The sequence below is a fragment of the Novosphingobium sp. EMRT-2 genome, from assembly GCF_005145025.1.
In the GTDB taxonomy this organism is placed as follows: Bacteria; Pseudomonadota; Alphaproteobacteria; order Sphingomonadales; family Sphingomonadaceae; genus Novosphingobium.
In genome coordinates, this window is record NZ_CP039697.1 from 446779 (window position 1) to 463249 (window position 16471).

A 16471-nucleotide genomic window follows, 5' to 3' on the forward strand; every position below is an offset into this window, starting at 1 on the left:
GGCCAGTGAGGGAGCCGGGCGGCGGCGATGGCGCGGTGCGGAGGGATGCCCCGCGCCAAGCCCGGAAGGACGGGTCAGTACACGTAGCTGGCGCGGAACAGGAACGTGCGGCCCGGCTCCATGTAGTCCTTCTGGTAGCTCGGGTTGTCGCCCTTGGTGGTGTAGTATTTCCAGCCGCCCAGGATGTTGCCCACGTCGAAGTCGAGCGCGAAGTGCTTGTTGAAGTTGTAGCGCGAATGGAAATCGAGGCTGCGGTTGGGCTGAACCCACTTGTCGACCGCGTTGTCGCGCAGCGATTCGATGTACTTGCCGCGATAGTTGTACGAGAGCTTCGCCTCGACCCCGTACTTCTGGTAGGTCAGTGCCGCGTTGTAGATCAGGTGCGGCGTGTTGACGAAGCGGATCGGTTTGCCGGCGCGATAGGCGAGGCCCGTTTCCGCGCTGGACTTCTGCACGGTGATGTTGCCCTCGATGCCGAAGCCGTCGAACGGTGGCGTGATGCCCTGGAGCCCCTTGATGATGTTCAGCTCGACGCCGTAGATCGTCGCCCTCTGCCCGTTCTGCGGCTGGTCGATGACCACGGTGCCGACCGAAGTGTTGGCGTTGACCTCGTTCCCGCCGGTAAAGATGAAGTTCGAGATACGCTTGTAATACACGCCCGCCGAGACGATGCTGGTGGCATCGGGATAGGTTTCCAGCGAGAGATCGAGGTTGAGCGCCCGCGCCGCCTTGAGGTCCGGGTTACCGCGCGAGATGCCGACCACTTCGCCCTTGGAGTTGCGCGAAACCGTCTGGCTGGCGGCGATGAACCCGTATTCGGGCGGCGAATAGCCCGTCCAGATCGCGGCGCGGACGACGTTCTTGTCATCGGGACGCCAGATCGCGGTCACGCTGGGCAGCAGCACGTTGTAGCCCCGGTCGGTCGAGATAAAGCCGCTGCCGGCGCTGTCGTCCGACCAGCCGACGTTGTGCGTTTCGCGGCGTTCGAAGCGCGTGCCGGCGATCACCTGCAACGCATCAAACCGGAAATGGGCCAGCGCATAGGCGGCATAGACGCGCTCGGTGCCGCGCTTGCGCTGCGTCAGATCGGGCAATCCGCTGTCGGTGAAGCCGTTGGCCTTCATCGCGGCATCGATCGCGGCGACCACCTTGTCGCGGTTGAACACGTCGCCGTAATAGTACTGGCCGCCCAGCACGCTCATCACTTCCTTCTGGACCAGCCCCGACTGCTTGAGGTTGAGGCCATCGAGCGGCGTGCCCGAAAGATCGCCGCCGTAGCCGGGATAGTAATCGTACTGGCGCTTCGACTGGAGGAACTTGGCCCCGACCTTCACGTAATCGAGCACGCTTCCTTCGAAATTATAGCGCGCATCGAACCGGAAGGCGATGCGGCTGTCCTTCTGGCGGTCCCGCGAGACGTTGAGCCCGTCGAACGGCAGTAGCGACGAGTCATGTTCGACGTTGGCGGCGGGGCCGGTCAGGTCGACGTGCGGGAAGCGCGGGTCGGCCGAAACCCAGTCCAACCCCTGCGCGTTGAGCGGATAAGTGCACTTGTCGCAGTTGTAGCTGATCGAATAGCTTTCCGGCGTGGCGCGCGAGCCGCCCGAATAGCTGGCGTCGTAGTCCAGCTGCAGCCGCCCGGCATCAGTGTGACCGCCCAGGTCGATCGTATAGAGCGTTTGGTTCTGGTCGATCGTCGAGAAATTGCGCGCGAACTGGAACGCCTGCGGATTCCACACGCCCGAACGGCCGTTGAGCGACCAGTATTGGCTGGAATTGCGGTCGGCGTCGGTGATCACGCCGTCACCGTCGGCATCGACGATCTGGCTGGTGGTGTAGCTGTAGATGCGGCCCTTGGCGCCGGTGCCGATTACCGCCTTGTCGGGCTGGATCAGCGTGGTGTCGTCGATGTTCACCTGCGTCAGCCGCGCGGTCTTGCGGCTGCGGTAGTCGGTCACGTCGTTGGTGCCGCGCTGTTCCTGGTGCGAATACTGGCCGCGCAGGTAAAGCTGGGTATGATCGCCGTGATAGTCGAACGAGACGTTCCCGCCATAGCGCTTCTGCTGCAACCGGCGGTAATCGAGATCGATGCCCGGCAGGTGCATGTTGCTCTGGTCGATCGCTTCCTGGCTGTCCTTGCGCCAGCGATAGGGTTCCCATTCGCCGTCGTTTTCGGTTTCCTGCCCGTTGCCATGGTTCATCCCGTAGTTGGCGGAGATGAACATGCCGAAGCGGCCGTCGGCGAAGCGCTTGCCGAAATCGAGCTGGCCCTGATAGGTGCCCGCCGCCTCACCGGCGTCCTTCGCCTGCTGGTTGAAGCCGGCCGCGCCATAGGCGCGCAGCGTCAGGTCGTTCTGGAAATCGAACGCGGTGGGCGTGCGGAAATCGATCGAACCGCCGATGCCGTCACCGTCCTGGTCGGGCGTGAGCGTCTTGGTGACGCGGATCGAGGCAAGGCCGTTCGGCGGCAGCACGGTGAGCGAAACGTCGCGGCTGCCCGGATCGGTCTGCGCCACGCGCACGCCGTTGATGTAGACCGCGTTGTACGTGCCCGAAAGACCGCGAATGGCCACGTATTCGCCCTCGCCCGTATCCTGGTTGACGATCACCGACAGGCCGGGAATGCGCGCCAGCGCATCGGCCACGTTGGCATCGGGCAGCTTGCCCAGGTTGTCCGCCGAGATGATGTCGATGACGTTGTCGGCCTTCTTCTTCTCCTCGATCGCGGCCACCGTGCTCAGGCGCTGGCCGGTGACCGTGATGGAATCGGGCGCATCGGCCGCGTCCTCGGCGTGCGCGGTGGTGCCTGCCACGATCGACGCGATCGCCACGGACGCCTTGAACAGCGCGCGGCCGTGCCGCGCGCGCTTGTAACCTGCCATGTCGTTTCTCCCCAGGAACGCAAAAACCCGACCGAGCCCCGCACCGGCGGGAGGATCCGACAGGCAAGACACTCCCGCTGCCGGAAGCGGGGAGCTTCCAGCGGATGGCGCGTTTGCGAATCGATCATTCAGTCAACTGGTATAAACCAGTTAGCCATTACATCGGCGTTACAGCTTTCGCGCTTGCATCAAAATTCGGGATGAACCTGCGGAAGGACCCCGTCGTCGCACCGCCTTCAGCCTTCGGGCAGCAGCAGGCCCTCGAGCAGCGAACGGTAGGTCTCCAGATCAGGAACCTGCCAGTCCTTGCGCTTGCCGAGATCGTCGAAGCGCCGAAGCTGGAGCGCGTCCTCGAACCAGCGGTTGCTTCGGAAAGAGTCCACTTCATCGGGGTTCATCGCGCCACCCTGCAGCTGCAGGCTGAGAAGCGAAGCGCCGCTGAGGCCTTCCGCATAGCCCGGCTCGACCGCGCAGAGATAACGCTTGGCATCGACATGCAGACGGACCGGCTCGGTCACGTCAGGCGCGAAGAACGGGGAAAGAAATGCGGCGCCCGTCACCTCGTGTCGGGCGTCGATACCCTTGTGCTCCGCAGCATTTCCCGCATCGTCAATAAATTGCCCGATATCGTGCAGGAGCGATGCCGCCACCATCGCGGGCGAGCAGTCCCGCGTCCGCGCCAGGTGTCCGCATTGCAGAACGTGTTCGATCTGGGAGATCGCCTCGCCGTAGTGATGGTCACCGAATTCGTTGATAATCCGGAAAATCCTGTCAATCCTGGTCGTCTTCATTCGGTATCCCGTCATTCCTGCCGGCGGCAATGCAAGGCCTGCATATTGCTCTATGCAGCCCCGCACCGCTCCGGGCGTCGTCAATCTGTAGCAGTTTTGGACTATACCAAAAATATGACTGGCTGGCGACATTCTCACGCCAGCCGGCGGCAACGGAGAAAGGCACGGGCATGAGCGGGATCAGCGGCAACCGGCGCGATTTCCTGAAGGCGGCGGCACAGGCCGGCAGCGTGGCGGGCGCGCTTTCGGCGGGCGGGATATGGTCCGGCCTGATCGACAGGGCGCTGGCAATCGCGCCGGCGGGCCGTACGGGGTCGATCATGGATGTCGAGCACGTGGTCATCCACATGCAGGAAAACCGCTCGTTCGATCACTATCTCGGCATGTTGAACGGCGTGCGTGGGCTGGGCGATCCGCGCCCGCTGCGCCTGCCGGGTGGACGCGCGGTGTGGGCGCAGCCTTCGGACCAGCATCCCGATGGGCATGTCCTGCCCTATCACGGCGATTCGCACACGACTCGCTCGTTCACGGTCGATGGCGCGGACCAGTCGCACCGCGAGAACATGCACATCTTCAACCGCGGCCGTTACGATCGCTGGGGCCACACCGGCGAACTGCACAACCGGATGCTGCATTACACGGCCGGCGACCTGCCGTTCTACTACGCGCTGGCGGACGCCTTCACCGTCTGCGACGCCTATCACTGCTCCACCATGACGCAGACCTATCCCAACCGCCTGCACCTGTTCACCGGATGCAACGGCGGCGGCACGGTGGGCGGCGATCCGCAGATGAGCAACTACGGCGAGGACGAGACGCCCAGCGCCGACATGGCGACCGACCAGCCGTTGCATGCCGACGCCTATCGCTGGACGACCTATGCCGAACGGCTCCAGCAGGCCGGGATCGCGTGGAAGGTCTATCAGGAATACGACAACTTCGGCGACAACCTGCTCTCGGTGTTCCCGCCGTTCCGCCCCTGCGCGCGCGATTCGGAGCTGTACCGTCGGGGGCGGGCATGGGTGAGCGAGCATCGGCAAGGCCCCGACCGCACCCGCTCGGACGGCGAACAGCTTGTTGCCGCGTTCCGGGCCGACGTGGCGGCCGGCCAGCTTCCGGCGGTTTCGTGGATCGTCACCGCGGCGGACCTTTCCGAACATCCCAAGGCGGAACCGTCCAAGGGCGAACACGTCACCGCGAAGCTGATCGAGGCGCTGATCGATCACCCCGAAGTCTTCGCCAGGACCGTGTTCATCCTCAACTACGACGAGGCAGGCGGCTTCTTCGACCACATGCCGCCGCCGGTGCCGCCGGTGGGCGATTATCGCGGGCACAGCACCGTGCCGCTCGATGGCGAGATGAAAGACTGGGCGGCCGAAAGCGCCTGGGCCGCCGAACATGGCGCGCGCCACCCCATCGGGCTGGGCATCCGCACGCCGACGATGCTGGTCTCGCCATGGAGCCGGGGCGGTTTCGTCTGCTCAGAACTGTTCGACCACACCTCGGTCCTGCGCTTTCTGGAGCGGCGCTTCGGCGTGCGCGAACCCAACATCAGCGCGTGGCGCCGCGCGGTATGCGGCGATCTGACTTCCGCGTTCGATTTCACGCGCGCCGATCCCTCGCGCCCGGCGCGCGCGCTGCCCGATACCGCCGATTTCCGCGACCGCGTGGCCCGCTCGGCGGCGGGCACCGCCAACGCCATTCCCGCGCGGCAGGAGCCCGCCGCGCAGATGCCCGGCCAGCGCCCGCATCGCCCCCTGCCCTATCGCCTCGCGGTGACGGGCGAAGTCACGCCCGCACGCCGCTTCCGTCTGTCGCTGGCGAACACAGGGACCAAGGGCGCGGCTTTCACCGTCCACGACAACACCGACCGGCAGGAGCCATGGCACTACACCATCGGCGCGGGCGACCGCTTCGCCAGCGAACAGTGGCACGATGCCCCCCTCCCCGCTGCCGACGCAACCGCCGACGCCTATGACCTCACCCTGCGCGGCCCCAACGGGCTGTGGCGGCGCTTCGCTGGGCCACTTGGCGCGCACGTTGAGGCGCTGTGTATCGACCGACCGGAAATGGATGCAGTGGAACTCGTGCTGGTCAATCGTGGAGCCGCGCCAGTGACGTTCGCGATCGCGCTCGATCCCGCCTACCGCGCGCAGACCGCGCCGATCCGCTCGGTGTCCGTGGCGCCGGGCAAGCGGGTGAGCGACCTGTGGCGGCTTGGCCCGAGCGACAACTGGTACGACCTCACCATCCGCACCGACAGCGAACCGGCCTTCCTGCGCCGCTTTGCCGGCAAGGTGGAAAACGGGCGCGCCGGGCGGACCGATCCCGGCATCGGCCCGATGCGCATCGAGGCCTGACCGCGTGCGGCGCGGTTGGCTGGCGGCGGGCGTGGCGCTCGCGCTCGCGGCAACCTCGGGCGCAGCGCAGGCGCCTTACGTGGCGCCGGCGCGCGCGCCGGACGGGGTGGCCGTGCTGCCCCTTCCCCCCGCGCCGGGCAGCCCGCAGGACAACGCCGATCTTGCCCTGTTTCGGGCCACCCGCGCGCTCGAGGGAAGCCCGCGCTGGCGGATGGCGACCGACGACGTGACCAATGCGCCGCTCGATCGCTATGCCTGCGCCATGGGGATGCGGATAGATGCTCGCCGCGCGCCGGCGCTGGCCGCGCTGCTCGACCGGATCGGCACGGGCGAGATGGTGGGACCGGTGAAGGAGCACTATCGCAAGGCGCGGCCCTATCTCGGCACGGATGCGCCCATTTGCGAGCCGCGCACCGATCATCTCGCGCGCAACGGCGATTATCCTTCGGGCCATGCCGCGAACGGCTGGCTGGAAGCACTGGTGCTGGTCCAGTTGCTGCCCGATCGCGCCACGCCGCTCCTCGCCCGTGCCCGCGCTTATGGCGAAAGCCGCGTGATCTGCGGTGTCCATTCGCACAGCGCGGTGCAAGCGGGCTGGCTTGCCGGCAGCGCGATGTTCGCGATGCTGCAGACCTCGTCCGCCTATCGCCGCGATCTCGCGGCCGCCGCGCGTGAACTGGCAAAGCTGCACCCCCATGCCCCCGTCCCAGACCCGGCCACCTGCGCAGGGGAAGCCGAACTGGTCGGGCTAGGTACCGGCCGCGAATCGGCCGACGGCGGCATTTTCGAGCCGGAGCACACCCCACCCGGCGGCTTCGCATCCGCCTTGCCCTTGACTCGCCGACCCAAGCTTGCCACACCGTTTGCATTCGAATGCAAATCCGAAAACGGAGAGTTGAGTGGCAATCTATCTCAAGCGTGGGGCGACGGCGGAAGCGAAGGCCGAGGGCGACCGGAAGGTACGCGATACGGTGGAAGCGGCGCTGGCCGACATCGAGGCGCGGGGCGACGTGGCCGTGCGCGAGATGAGCATACGTTTCGACGGGTGGGACCGCGAAGACTATCGCCTGAGCCAGGCCGAAATCGATGCCGCGGTCGATAGCCTGACCGCGCAGGAGCGCAAGGACATCGAGTTCGCGCAGACGCAGGTGCGCAACTTTGCGCAGATCCAGCGCGATTCCATGAAGGACGTGGAAGTCGAAACGATGCCCGGCGTGGTGCTGGGCCACAAGAACGTGCCGATCAACGCCGCCGGCTGCTACGTTCCGGGCGGCAAGTATCCGCTGCTGGCGTCGGCGCACATGTCGGTGATCACCGCCAAGGTGGCCGGCGTGAAGCGCGTCGTCACCTGCGCCCCACCGTTCCAGGGCAAGCCCGCCCGCGCCATCGTGGCCGCGCAAGCCTTGGCCGGGGCGGACGCGATCTATGCGCTGGGCGGCATCCAGGCGATCGGCGCCATGGCCATCGGCACGCAGACGATCGACCCGATCGACATTCTGGTCGGCCCCGGCAATGCCTTCGTGGCCGAAGCCAAGCGCCAGCTGTTCGGCCGCGTGGGCATCGACTTGTTCGCCGGCCCCACCGAAACCCTGATCATCGCCGACGAGATCGGTTGCGACCCGGAAATGGCCGCCACCGACATTCTCGGGCAGGTGGAACACGGCCCCGACAGCCCCGGCGTGCTGCTGACCAACAGCGAGAAGTTCGCGCGCGAAACGATGGCCGAGATCGAGCGCCTGTTGCAGATCCTGCCCACCGCCGATCATGCCCGCAAGGCATGGGAGACCTATGGCGAGGTCATCGTGGCCGAAAGCTATGAGGAGATGGTCGGGATCGCCGACGAGATCGCCAGCGAGCACGTGCAGGTGATGACCGCCGATCCGGATTATTTCCTGCAGAACATGACCAACTACGGCGCCCTGTTCCTGGGCGCGCGCACCAACGTCAGCTTCGGCGACAAGGTGATCGGCACCAACCATACGCTGCCGACGAAGAAGGCGGCGCGCTATACCGGTGGGTTGTGGGTGGGCAAATTCCTCAAGACCTGCACCTACCAGAAGGTGCTGACCGACGAGGCGAGCGCGCTGGTGGGCGAATACTGCAGCCGGCTGTGCGCGCTGGAAGGGTTCGCCGGCCACGGCGAGCAGGCCAACCTGCGCGTGCGGCGCTACGGCGGGCGCAACGTGCCCTATGCGGGGCAGGCGGAGCCGAGCGAGCTGACGCGCGCCTGATGCTGCCGGTTACGCCGTCTTTCCGCCTCGACGGGCGCCGCGCGCTGGTGACCGGCGCCGGCAGGGGGATCGGGCTGGCGATGGCCGCGGCCCTGGCCGAAGCGGGCGCGGCGGTCACGCTCGCCGCGCGGACGCGAGGCGAGATCGAGCAAGCGGCCGACGCCATCGGGCACGCGGGCGGCGTGGCCGAGGCCGCCGTGCTCGACGTGGCGGACTTGGCCGCGGTGGCCGCCTTCTTCGAAAGCCGGCCCGCGTTCCACGTGCTCGTCAACAACGCCGGAACCAACCGGCCGATGCCGATGTGGCAAGTGGACGAGGCCGATTACGACGCGGTGCTGGACCTGAACGTGAAAGCGGCGTTCTTCGTGGCGCAGGCCTGCGTAATACGGATGATCGCTGATGGCGTGAAGGGCAGCCTGATCCACATCGGCAGCCAGATGGGCCATGTCGGCGGGCCGAACCGCAGCCTCTACTGCGCCAGCAAGTGGGCGCTGGAGGGCATGAACAAGGCTTTCGCGCTCGATCTTGCGCCGCACGGCATACGCAGCAACACGATCGCGCCGACCTTCATCGAAACGCCGATGACCAAACCGTTCTTCGAAGACGAGGCATTCCGGGCCAGCGTGCTGCAGAAAATCAAGCTCGGCCGGCTGGGCACCGTGGAAGACCTGATGGGCGCGGTGCTGTTTCTGGCGGGCGATGCCAGCGGGATGGTGACGGGCACCAGCCTGGTAGTGGACGGGGGATGGACGGCGGAATGACATTCAAGGCACGCCTGGGCGCCGGCGATTTCCTGGTCGGCACGTTCGTCAAGACGCCGTCGCCCATCGTGGTGGAAGTCCTGGCGCTGACCGCGCTGGACTGCCTGTGCCTCGATGCCGAGCACGCGCCGTTCGACCGCGGCGATATAGACCTCTGCGTCGCGCTGGCACGCGCTGCGGACAAGCCGGTGCTGGTAAGGGTGCCCGTCACCGCACCCGAGCAGATCCTCAGTGCGCTGGACTGCGGGGCCACCGGCGTGGTCGCGCCGCACGTCCGCTCGCGGGCGGAGGCGGAAGCGCTCGCGCGGTACGCGCACTATGGCGCGGGCGGCCGGGGCTATGCCGGTTCGTCGCGCGCGGCGGGCTATACCACGCGGACTATGGCAGATCACTTGGCCACAAGTGCGGCCAATACCGCCGTGATTGCCCAGATCGAAGATCCGGAAGCGGTGGACGCGATCGACGAGATCGCCGCCGTGTCGGGCATCGACGCGCTGTTCGTGGGGCGCGCCGACCTGACCGTGGCCTATGGCGCGTCCAGCCAGGACGACCCGCAGGTGATTGCCGCGGTCGAAAAAATCTGCGTCGCCGGGCGTCGCCATGGCCGCCCCGTGGGCATGTTCGTGGCGCGGGCCGAGGACGTGCCGCTATGGCGACAGCACGGAGCAAGCCTGTTCCTGCTGGAATCGGACCACGCCTTCCTGCTCAGGGGAGCCGCCGCCCTGCTAGACCGGGCGCGCGCATGACCGAACCACCCGCCAGCATAGCGGCCGCCGCGGCCATGCTGGCGCGAGGGGAAACCACCGCCCGTGCCTTGCTGGACCAGGCGCTGGAACGGCTGAATCGGGACGGCGATCGTTTTCACGCGATGCGGGCGCTCAACCCCTGCGCCGCGCAAGACGCGGAGGCCGCTGACCTCGCCCGGTCGCAAGGCACGGCCACCGGGCCGCTCCACGGCATTCCGCTGGTGCTCAAGGACAACATCGACCTTGCCGGCATGCCCACCACGTCGGGCTGCCGCGCGCTTGCAGGCGCGATGCCCCGGCGATCGGCCATAATCGTCGAACGCCTGCGCGATGCGGGTGCGGTAATCGTCGGCAAGACCAACCTGTCCGAATTCTCGTTCGAAATCCGCTCGCGCAGTTCGCTGGGCGGCGACGTCCTCCATCCCCGGGCTCCACACGCCAGCGCCGGGGGATCGAGCGGCGGCACGGCCGTTGCCGTGGCTCAGGGCTATGCGCTGGGCGGGATCGGCACGGACACCGGCGGTTCGATCCGAATCCCCGCAGCCTTCAACGGGCTGGTCGGATTCCGGCCCGCCCACGGCGCGCTGCCGATGCAGGGCATCGCCCCCCTCGCCCCGTCCACCGACACGGTCGGCCCGATCGCCCGAACGGTGGCGGACGCCGAATTGCTGCTCGCGGCGATGGGCCACGGTGTGTCCGTGTCCGCGCTGCCACGCCGGATCGGGGTGGTGCGCGAGGTGTTCGGCGCCAACGCCGCCGTGGATGCTGTATGCGCCACCGCGCTCGACCGGCTGGCCGAAGCGGGCGTCACGCTGGTTGACCTGCCCGCGCTGCCCGCCGACCTCAACCCCGGGCATGGCGAGCATATCGTGGATGCCGAGTTCGCGACGGCCTTCGATGCCTATCTCGCATCGAACTTCCTGCCCGGCTCCGCCCCTGCCTCGCTCGATGTGATCGTTGCCGGAGAGGCGTTTTTGCCCGATCATGCCAAGGCGCTCGCCGCGCGGATCGCGGCGAAGGACCGCGAAACCGCCAGCATCCTGGCACGGCACCAGGCCCTGGCAGGGCATCTCGGCGCGGCCTGCGCGGCGCTAGCTATCGATGCCCTCGTCTATCCGACCTCGCAGGCCATTCCGGACGATCTGGAAAACCCCAAGGGCGGCTGGGCTCCCGAGCTGGCGGCCCGCAGCGGCTGGCCGGCGCTGACGGTCTGCGCCGGGTTCGCCGCGAACGGCATGCCCGTGGGCATCGAATTCCTCGCTCCGCCGGTCAACGAGGGCGCGCTGTTCGCCCTTGCCCGGCTGATCGAGGCAACGGCCGTCTAAACCCGGCGCTTCCGCCTCTCTCGCACTTCCGAATTTTGCCGGCTTCGGTTCGCCCCGTGGCCGGCGAACGGCGCTTGCCGCGCGCACAAAAAATGACCGGACCCGATCAGGGCCCGGCCAGAGGGAGAACAGACAATGACGGGGCGGGAACCTGTCCCGCCCCGCGTGAAGATCAGAACTTCGTGCCGACGCGGACGCCGTAGGTACGCGGCGCGCCATAGGAGACTTGCATGCGCTGGCGGCGACCGATCACGCCGCTCAGCAGGACCGCGCGGTTGGTGAGGTTGTCGCCATAGATTTCCACGAAGGTACGGTCGTTCTTGTCGCTCCAGCGCAGCGAGGCATCGAACTTGTCGTAGGACTTCTGGAAATCCAGCGGGGTGTTGCGGTCGGTGACGTAGTAGCTGCTCGAATGCAGCCAGGTGCCCATCGGCGACAGCGTGCCGGCATCGCCGAGATCGAGATCGTAGGACACCGCAACGGTCGACTTGAACTTCGGCGACTGCGGAATGGACTTGCCGGCAAGGTTCAGCGAGACCGGGTCCGTGCCATTCGACAGGCCAAAGAAGTTGTTGCCGCTGATATAGCTCGTGTACTTGGCGTTCATGAACGCCGCGGTCGTGTCGATGTGCAGGCCAGCCACCGGATTGAGGCGCAGCGCGACTTCACCGCCATAGCTGCGTGCCTTGCCGGCCGAACCGAAGTAGGACACCAGCGGCGTATAGACGTTGATCTGCAGGTTCGAGAAGCGGTTGTAGAACACCGAAGCCTCGATCTGGCCCTTGCCGCCAAGGATCAGCGACTTGACGCCGCCTTCATAGGCCGAAACCTTCTGAGGCGCATAGGAAGCCGGGATCAGCGGGTTGCCGCCGGTGTCGTTCACGCCGCCGGACGCGAAGCCGGTGGACGCGGTGGCATAGATCATCGTCGAACGCGAAGGCGTGAACTGGATGCCCGCGCGCCAGGTCCAGCTGTTGAAGCCCGGCGAACCCTTCGTCGTCACATAGGGCGTGACGAAGTTGTAGGTGCCCGGCGCCGCGTCCGCGTAGTCGGAGAAGATGAACGCCTTCTTTTCGTGGCTGTAGCGCAGACCGCCGATCAGCTTCAGCTTGTCCGGCACGATGGCGTAGCTGGCCTGACCGAACGCGGCATAGGCGTTGGTGGTTATGTCCGAATCCGCCTTGAAGCCATTGGTGGTCGCGCCCGGCGCGGTGATCTTCTGCTGATAGGTCTCGAAGATCGAGTCATGCAGGTAATAGCCGCCGATCAACCATTCGAGCGGAGAGCGCGAGTTCGAGGCGAGTTGAATCTCCTGCGAAAACGCGTTGGACCGGGTGTTGGGTTCCTGGATGCCCGAGCCGTAGCCATAGGCTTCGAACACCTTGCTCGACTGGTCGTTGTCGGCGCTGCGATGCGCGCGGAAGTGGGTGTAGCCGGTGATCGACTTGACCGTCGCGAACCCGAGATCATAGGCGATCTGGCCCGAAACGTAGTCTTCCTTGATGTGTTCGAAAGGCTGATAGTCCCAATCGTTGGTCCACGCGCCGCCGGTGACCGGCAGGCCCACATCGCGCCCGGCAACGTTGGGCGAACCGTTGGGCACCGAGGGGTTTACCGCCAGGGCGCTGCCGTTGATCGACTGATAGCCCGTGGCCGGGTTGATCAGCGTGCCCGCCACCTTGTAGCCATAGGAACCCGCGCCCGCATCGTCACGGCGCCAGGTGCCAGCCCGCAGCGTCACTTCCAGGCGGCTGTCGGGCTTCCACTTCAGCACCACGCGCTGCGCGTTCTCGTTCAGGTCGTTCAGCACGACGTCCGAGGTGGTCGAACGGACATAGCCATCGTGGCGCTGGAACACGCCGGACACGCGCAGCTGCAGCGTATCGGACACGGGGATGTTGACGTATCCGTCGATCCGGGCCGAGTTGAAATTGCCCTTGTCGATATTGATACCCGCGCCAAGATCCTTCATCGGATCGGACGTGACGACGCTGACGTTGCCGCCGAAGGTGTTACGGCCGTACAGCGTGCCCTGCGGACCGCGCAGCACTTCCACGCGGGCCACGTCGAACAGCGGAATGCTCTGCTGCTGCGTGCGGCTCTGATAGATGCCGTCGACATAGAAGCCGATCACGGGGTCGGTCTGGGCGGAAACGAGGCTGGTGCGGACGCCGCGAATGGCCGGGAACGAGTCCGAACCCTGCGAACCCCAGGTAAAGCCGGGCGTGGCGAATTCGACGCGCGAGATGTTGTTGGCGTGCAGCCGCTCAAGCGCCTCGCCAGACAGGGCGGTGACGGCGATCGGCACGTCGCGCAGGCGTTCGCTGCGGCGCTGCGCGGTCACGATGATGTCCCCACCCACATCGGCCGATGCACCGGCGCCGGCGTCAGACTGCGGCGCGCCCTGCGCCAGAACCGGTGAAGCGGTCATCGCCATCGCGATGGCGGACGCCCCGAGGCAGAATTTGCGATGCATCGATTACTCCCCTTTCCCTCATTGGAATTTGACAGGAACTTATCGAGCCCGCGCCAACCCGTCGATATCTTTTTGCATTCGAAGTCACATTTTGTGATTGCGCATCGACCTGTTCAAAATAATCCTTATATCTCTGTATTTTAATTTCCATCAGCCGCACATATTGCGGCAGCACAACCTCGTTAAGACGCGCAGAAATGCCGCCCTCGTGCGACATTTTAACAACATATCTGATACCGAATGCATCGATCTGGTTGCCATCAGGCAAAACGCGCCGATTCTCCGATGATCAACTCGCCCGAGAACAGACGCTGTTCCGCCGGAACGGAAGGATCGTCGAGTCGCTCCATCAGCATCGCGACCGATGCTTCGGTCATCCGGTTGACCGGCTGGCGGATCGTCGTCAGCCGGTAGCTTTCCCACATGGCGGGGCCGGACCCGTCGAAACCCACGATCGAAAGGTCCTGCGGTATGCGCCGGGCGCAATCCTGGCGCGCGCCGTCCATGGCGCCGATGGCCATCATGTCACTGCCACAGACGATCGCGTCCAGCTGGGGTCTTTCCTGCAGGAGTGAGATCAGCCCCGCTCGTCCGGAAGCGTAGCTGTAGTCTCCGCGCACCACCGGAACATCGGTCATGCCGGCCGCCGCCAGGGTAGCCAGAGTGGCCTGGCGCCGTTCTTCGCCGACATAGCTGTCTTCGGGGCCGGCAATGACTCCGAAACGGCGATGCCCGCTGTCCAGCAGGCGCGTCACCAGATCGCGTTCGCCCTGGGCGGAATCGCACCGGATCGAACCGGCTCCGCCACCGCTGGCCATGCGGTTGTAAAGCACCACCGGAATGCGGTGACGGGCAAATTCCGCCAACTGGTCGTCCGACAGACGCACCGCCGCGATCACGCCGTCCACCGAATGGCGCCAGATCTGGTGGATGATCTGGTCGACATCGCTTTCGCTGCGCAGGCTAAACAGAAGAACGCGCATGTCGCGATCGGTCAGGCTGGCGCACAAACCCGCCAGCACTTCCGGATAGGTAAGGTTGGTATTGCTCGAGATCAGCACCGCCACAAGGTGGGTACGCTTGGAAATCAGCGCCTGCGCGAGGGCATTCGGCTTGTAGCCGATCTCCGCCGCCACCTTCAGGATTTTTTCGCGCTTCGCCTGCCCGATCGAGGCGTTGGGCGCGAAACACCGCGAAACCGCCGACTGCGAAACCCCGGCAAGGCGCGCGACATCGTAAGAGGTCGGCCGCCGCCCGGCCTTCGCCAGAAACGATTGAGCATCCGTGTCAGACTTGGTTTTCGCCATGAGATCCCGTCGCGCTTGCACTTGCGGCACTTCTAGGCCGTCGGTCGCAACAGGCAAGTTCGGCGTCGGATTAGGGCGGCGACACTGTCGCGCACAAGGGGCATGACAATTGCATTCGAATGCAATATACGGGCGCGCAGATTCCACCACAGGAGCGTATCCATGAGTGTCCCAGCCCCGCGCGGCTTCGAGAATCGCACGCGCTATGCCAAGGCCCCGGCGCGAGACCAGATTGCCGACAGCAGTTCGGTTTCGGATCTGGTCGCCGGCGTGCTGCGCGATGTGCGCACCCGCGGCGACGCCGCCGTGCACCAGTATTCCCGCGAGTTCGACAAGGCCGATCTCGACCAGTTCGAAGTCAGCGCCGCCGATCGCGCCGCCGCGGTGGCGGAACTCGATCCGCAGACCCGCGCGGACACCGAGTTCGCGATCGAGAACGTCCGCCGCTTCGCCGAAGCCCAGCTGGGGACCATCCTGCCGCTGGAAGTCGAGCCTATGCCGGGCCTGCACCTCGGGCATCGGGTGATTCCCATCGAGCGCGTCGGGGCTTATGTTCCGGGTGGCCGTTTCCCGCTGTTGTCGGCCCCGATCATGACGATCGTCCCCGGCAAGGTGGCCGGCTGCAGCGAAGTGGTGGCCTGTCTTCCCCCCAACGCGCACCGCGCCATGATCGCCGGGTGCCACCTCTCCGGCGCCGACCGCATTTTCCGCATCGGCGGCGCACAGGCCATCGCGGCCATGGCGTTCGGAACCGAAAGCGTGCCGCAGGTCAACAAGATCATGGGCCCCGGCAACGCGTTCGTGAACGAGGCCAAGCGCCAGGTGTTCGGGCCGGTGGGCATCGACCAGCTGGCCGGACCTTCCGAAATCTTCGTGGTGGCCGACGAGACCGGCGATCCCGAACTGATCGCCACCGATCTGCTCGGCCAGGCGGAGCATGACATCCGCACGCGCGTGGGCCTGATCACCACCGACAGCAAGCTGGCCGAAGAAACCGTGGCCGCTGTGGAACGCCAGCTCAAGACGCTCGCTACCGCCGCCGTCGCCAGCGAAAGCTGGCGCGATTACGGCGAAGTGGTGATCTGCGCGGACGAGGCAGCGATGATCGCCTATTCCGACTACGTGGCTGCCGAACACCTGCAGGTCCACACCCGCGATCCGCACGCCTTCTCCCACAAGCTGCGCAACTACGGGTCGCTGTTCATCGGTGAAAACGCCAGCGTGGTCTATTCCGACAAGAACGTGGGCACCAACCACACGCTGCCCACCATGGGCGCCGGCCGCTATACCGGCGGCCTGTGGGTCGGCAGCTACGTGAAGATCGCCACCCACCAGTGGCTTGACGATAGCGCGGTGCGCGCGGTCGCCCCGCCGGCGATGCGGCAGAGCGGCAGCGAAGGGCTGGAAGGCCACCAGAAGGCCGCCGCGATCCGCCTCGAACGCCAGAAGGCCAACGCCTGATTTCGTCCGCAGGCCGTCACCGCGAGACGCCTCGCGGTGACGGCCGGGATATAATCGGACAGACAGCCCTTCGGGACACGCAAAAAGGCCCGCGAACCACCAGGTTCGCGGGCCTTTTCACATGCAGTCGA

At 66.0% G+C, this 16471-nt stretch carries 11 protein-coding genes and 1 pseudogene; 7 read left to right on the top strand and 5 right to left on the bottom strand.

The features are described 5' to 3' along the window. Positions 1-74: 74 nt before the first annotated feature. The gene (locus tag FA702_RS20055; protein ID WP_136957852.1) at positions 75-2882 is read right to left on the bottom strand and encodes a TonB-dependent receptor; all 2808 of its coding nucleotides are present in this window, start codon (positions 2880-2882) and stop codon (positions 75-77) included. Between the two features lie 236 nt (positions 2883-3118). Next, a complete protein-coding gene (locus FA702_RS20060) occupies positions 3119-3757 on the bottom strand; it encodes an HD domain-containing protein (RefSeq protein WP_255504857.1) in 639 nt (212 codons plus the stop codon). Positions 3758-3843: 86 nt separating this feature from the next. On the opposite strand from FA702_RS20060, the gene FA702_RS20065 reads away from it, so the two are divergent. The 6 genes and pseudogenes from FA702_RS20065 to FA702_RS20090 all read left to right on the top strand — a co-directional run bounded on the left by FA702_RS20065 (position 3844) and on the right by FA702_RS20090 (position 11096). Then, positions 3844-6033, top strand: coding sequence for a phosphocholine-specific phospholipase C (locus FA702_RS20065; protein ID WP_136957853.1), 2190 nt, complete (start codon positions 3844-3846; stop codon positions 6031-6033). 334 nt (positions 6034-6367) lie between these two features. After that, a pseudogene (locus FA702_RS23360) lies at positions 6368-6652 on the top strand (phosphatase PAP2 family protein); the annotation flags it as partial. A gap of 280 nt (positions 6653-6932) precedes the next feature. Next, positions 6933-8264 carry a histidinol dehydrogenase gene (gene hisD / locus FA702_RS20075; protein ID WP_136957855.1) on the top strand — a complete coding sequence of 444 codons (1332 nt, stop codon included), beginning with the start codon at positions 6933-6935 and terminating at the stop codon, positions 8262-8264. Beyond that, entirely contained in the window at positions 8261-9025 is a 765-nt protein-coding gene (locus FA702_RS20080; protein WP_136958105.1) for an SDR family NAD(P)-dependent oxidoreductase, read from the top strand. Before hisD (FA702_RS20075) ends, FA702_RS20080 begins: the two co-directional genes overlap by 4 nt. Then, complete coding sequence (locus tag FA702_RS20085; protein ID WP_255504858.1) at positions 9022-9771, top strand: HpcH/HpaI aldolase/citrate lyase family protein; 750 nt, start codon at positions 9022-9024, stop codon at positions 9769-9771. Before FA702_RS20080 ends, FA702_RS20085 begins: the two co-directional genes overlap by 4 nt. Further along, on the top strand, positions 9768-11096 hold the full coding sequence (locus FA702_RS20090; RefSeq protein ID WP_168196160.1) for an amidase: 1329 nt from the start codon (positions 9768-9770) through the stop codon (positions 11094-11096). The genes FA702_RS20085 and FA702_RS20090 overlap by 4 nt, the downstream gene beginning before the upstream one ends. A 172-nt stretch (positions 11097-11268) precedes the next feature. On the opposite strand, the gene FA702_RS20095 is transcribed toward FA702_RS20090, so the two are convergent. From FA702_RS20095 to FA702_RS20100, 3 genes are read right to left on the bottom strand one after another with little or no spacing between them, the layout of a single operon-like run. Then, on the bottom strand, positions 11269-13572 hold the full coding sequence (locus tag FA702_RS20095) for a TonB-dependent receptor (RefSeq protein ID WP_136957858.1): 2304 nt from the start codon (positions 13570-13572) through the stop codon (positions 11269-11271). Further along, positions 13484-13840, bottom strand: coding sequence for a hypothetical protein (locus FA702_RS22905; protein WP_148092141.1), 357 nt, complete (start codon positions 13838-13840; stop codon positions 13484-13486). Before FA702_RS22905 ends, FA702_RS20095 begins: the two co-directional genes overlap by 89 nt. Beyond that, complete coding sequence (locus FA702_RS20100) at positions 13833-14879, bottom strand: LacI family DNA-binding transcriptional regulator (protein WP_136957859.1); 1047 nt, start codon at positions 14877-14879, stop codon at positions 13833-13835. Before FA702_RS20100 ends, FA702_RS22905 begins: the two co-directional genes overlap by 8 nt. A 162-nt stretch (positions 14880-15041) precedes the next feature. Here FA702_RS20100 and hisD (FA702_RS20105) point away from each other — a divergent pair, with 162 nt between their 5' ends. Then, positions 15042-16340: a histidinol dehydrogenase gene (gene hisD, locus FA702_RS20105; RefSeq protein WP_124808891.1), complete on the top strand. Its 1299-nt coding sequence runs from the start codon at positions 15042-15044 to the stop codon at positions 16338-16340. The last annotated feature ends 131 nt before the right edge of the window (positions 16341-16471 follow it).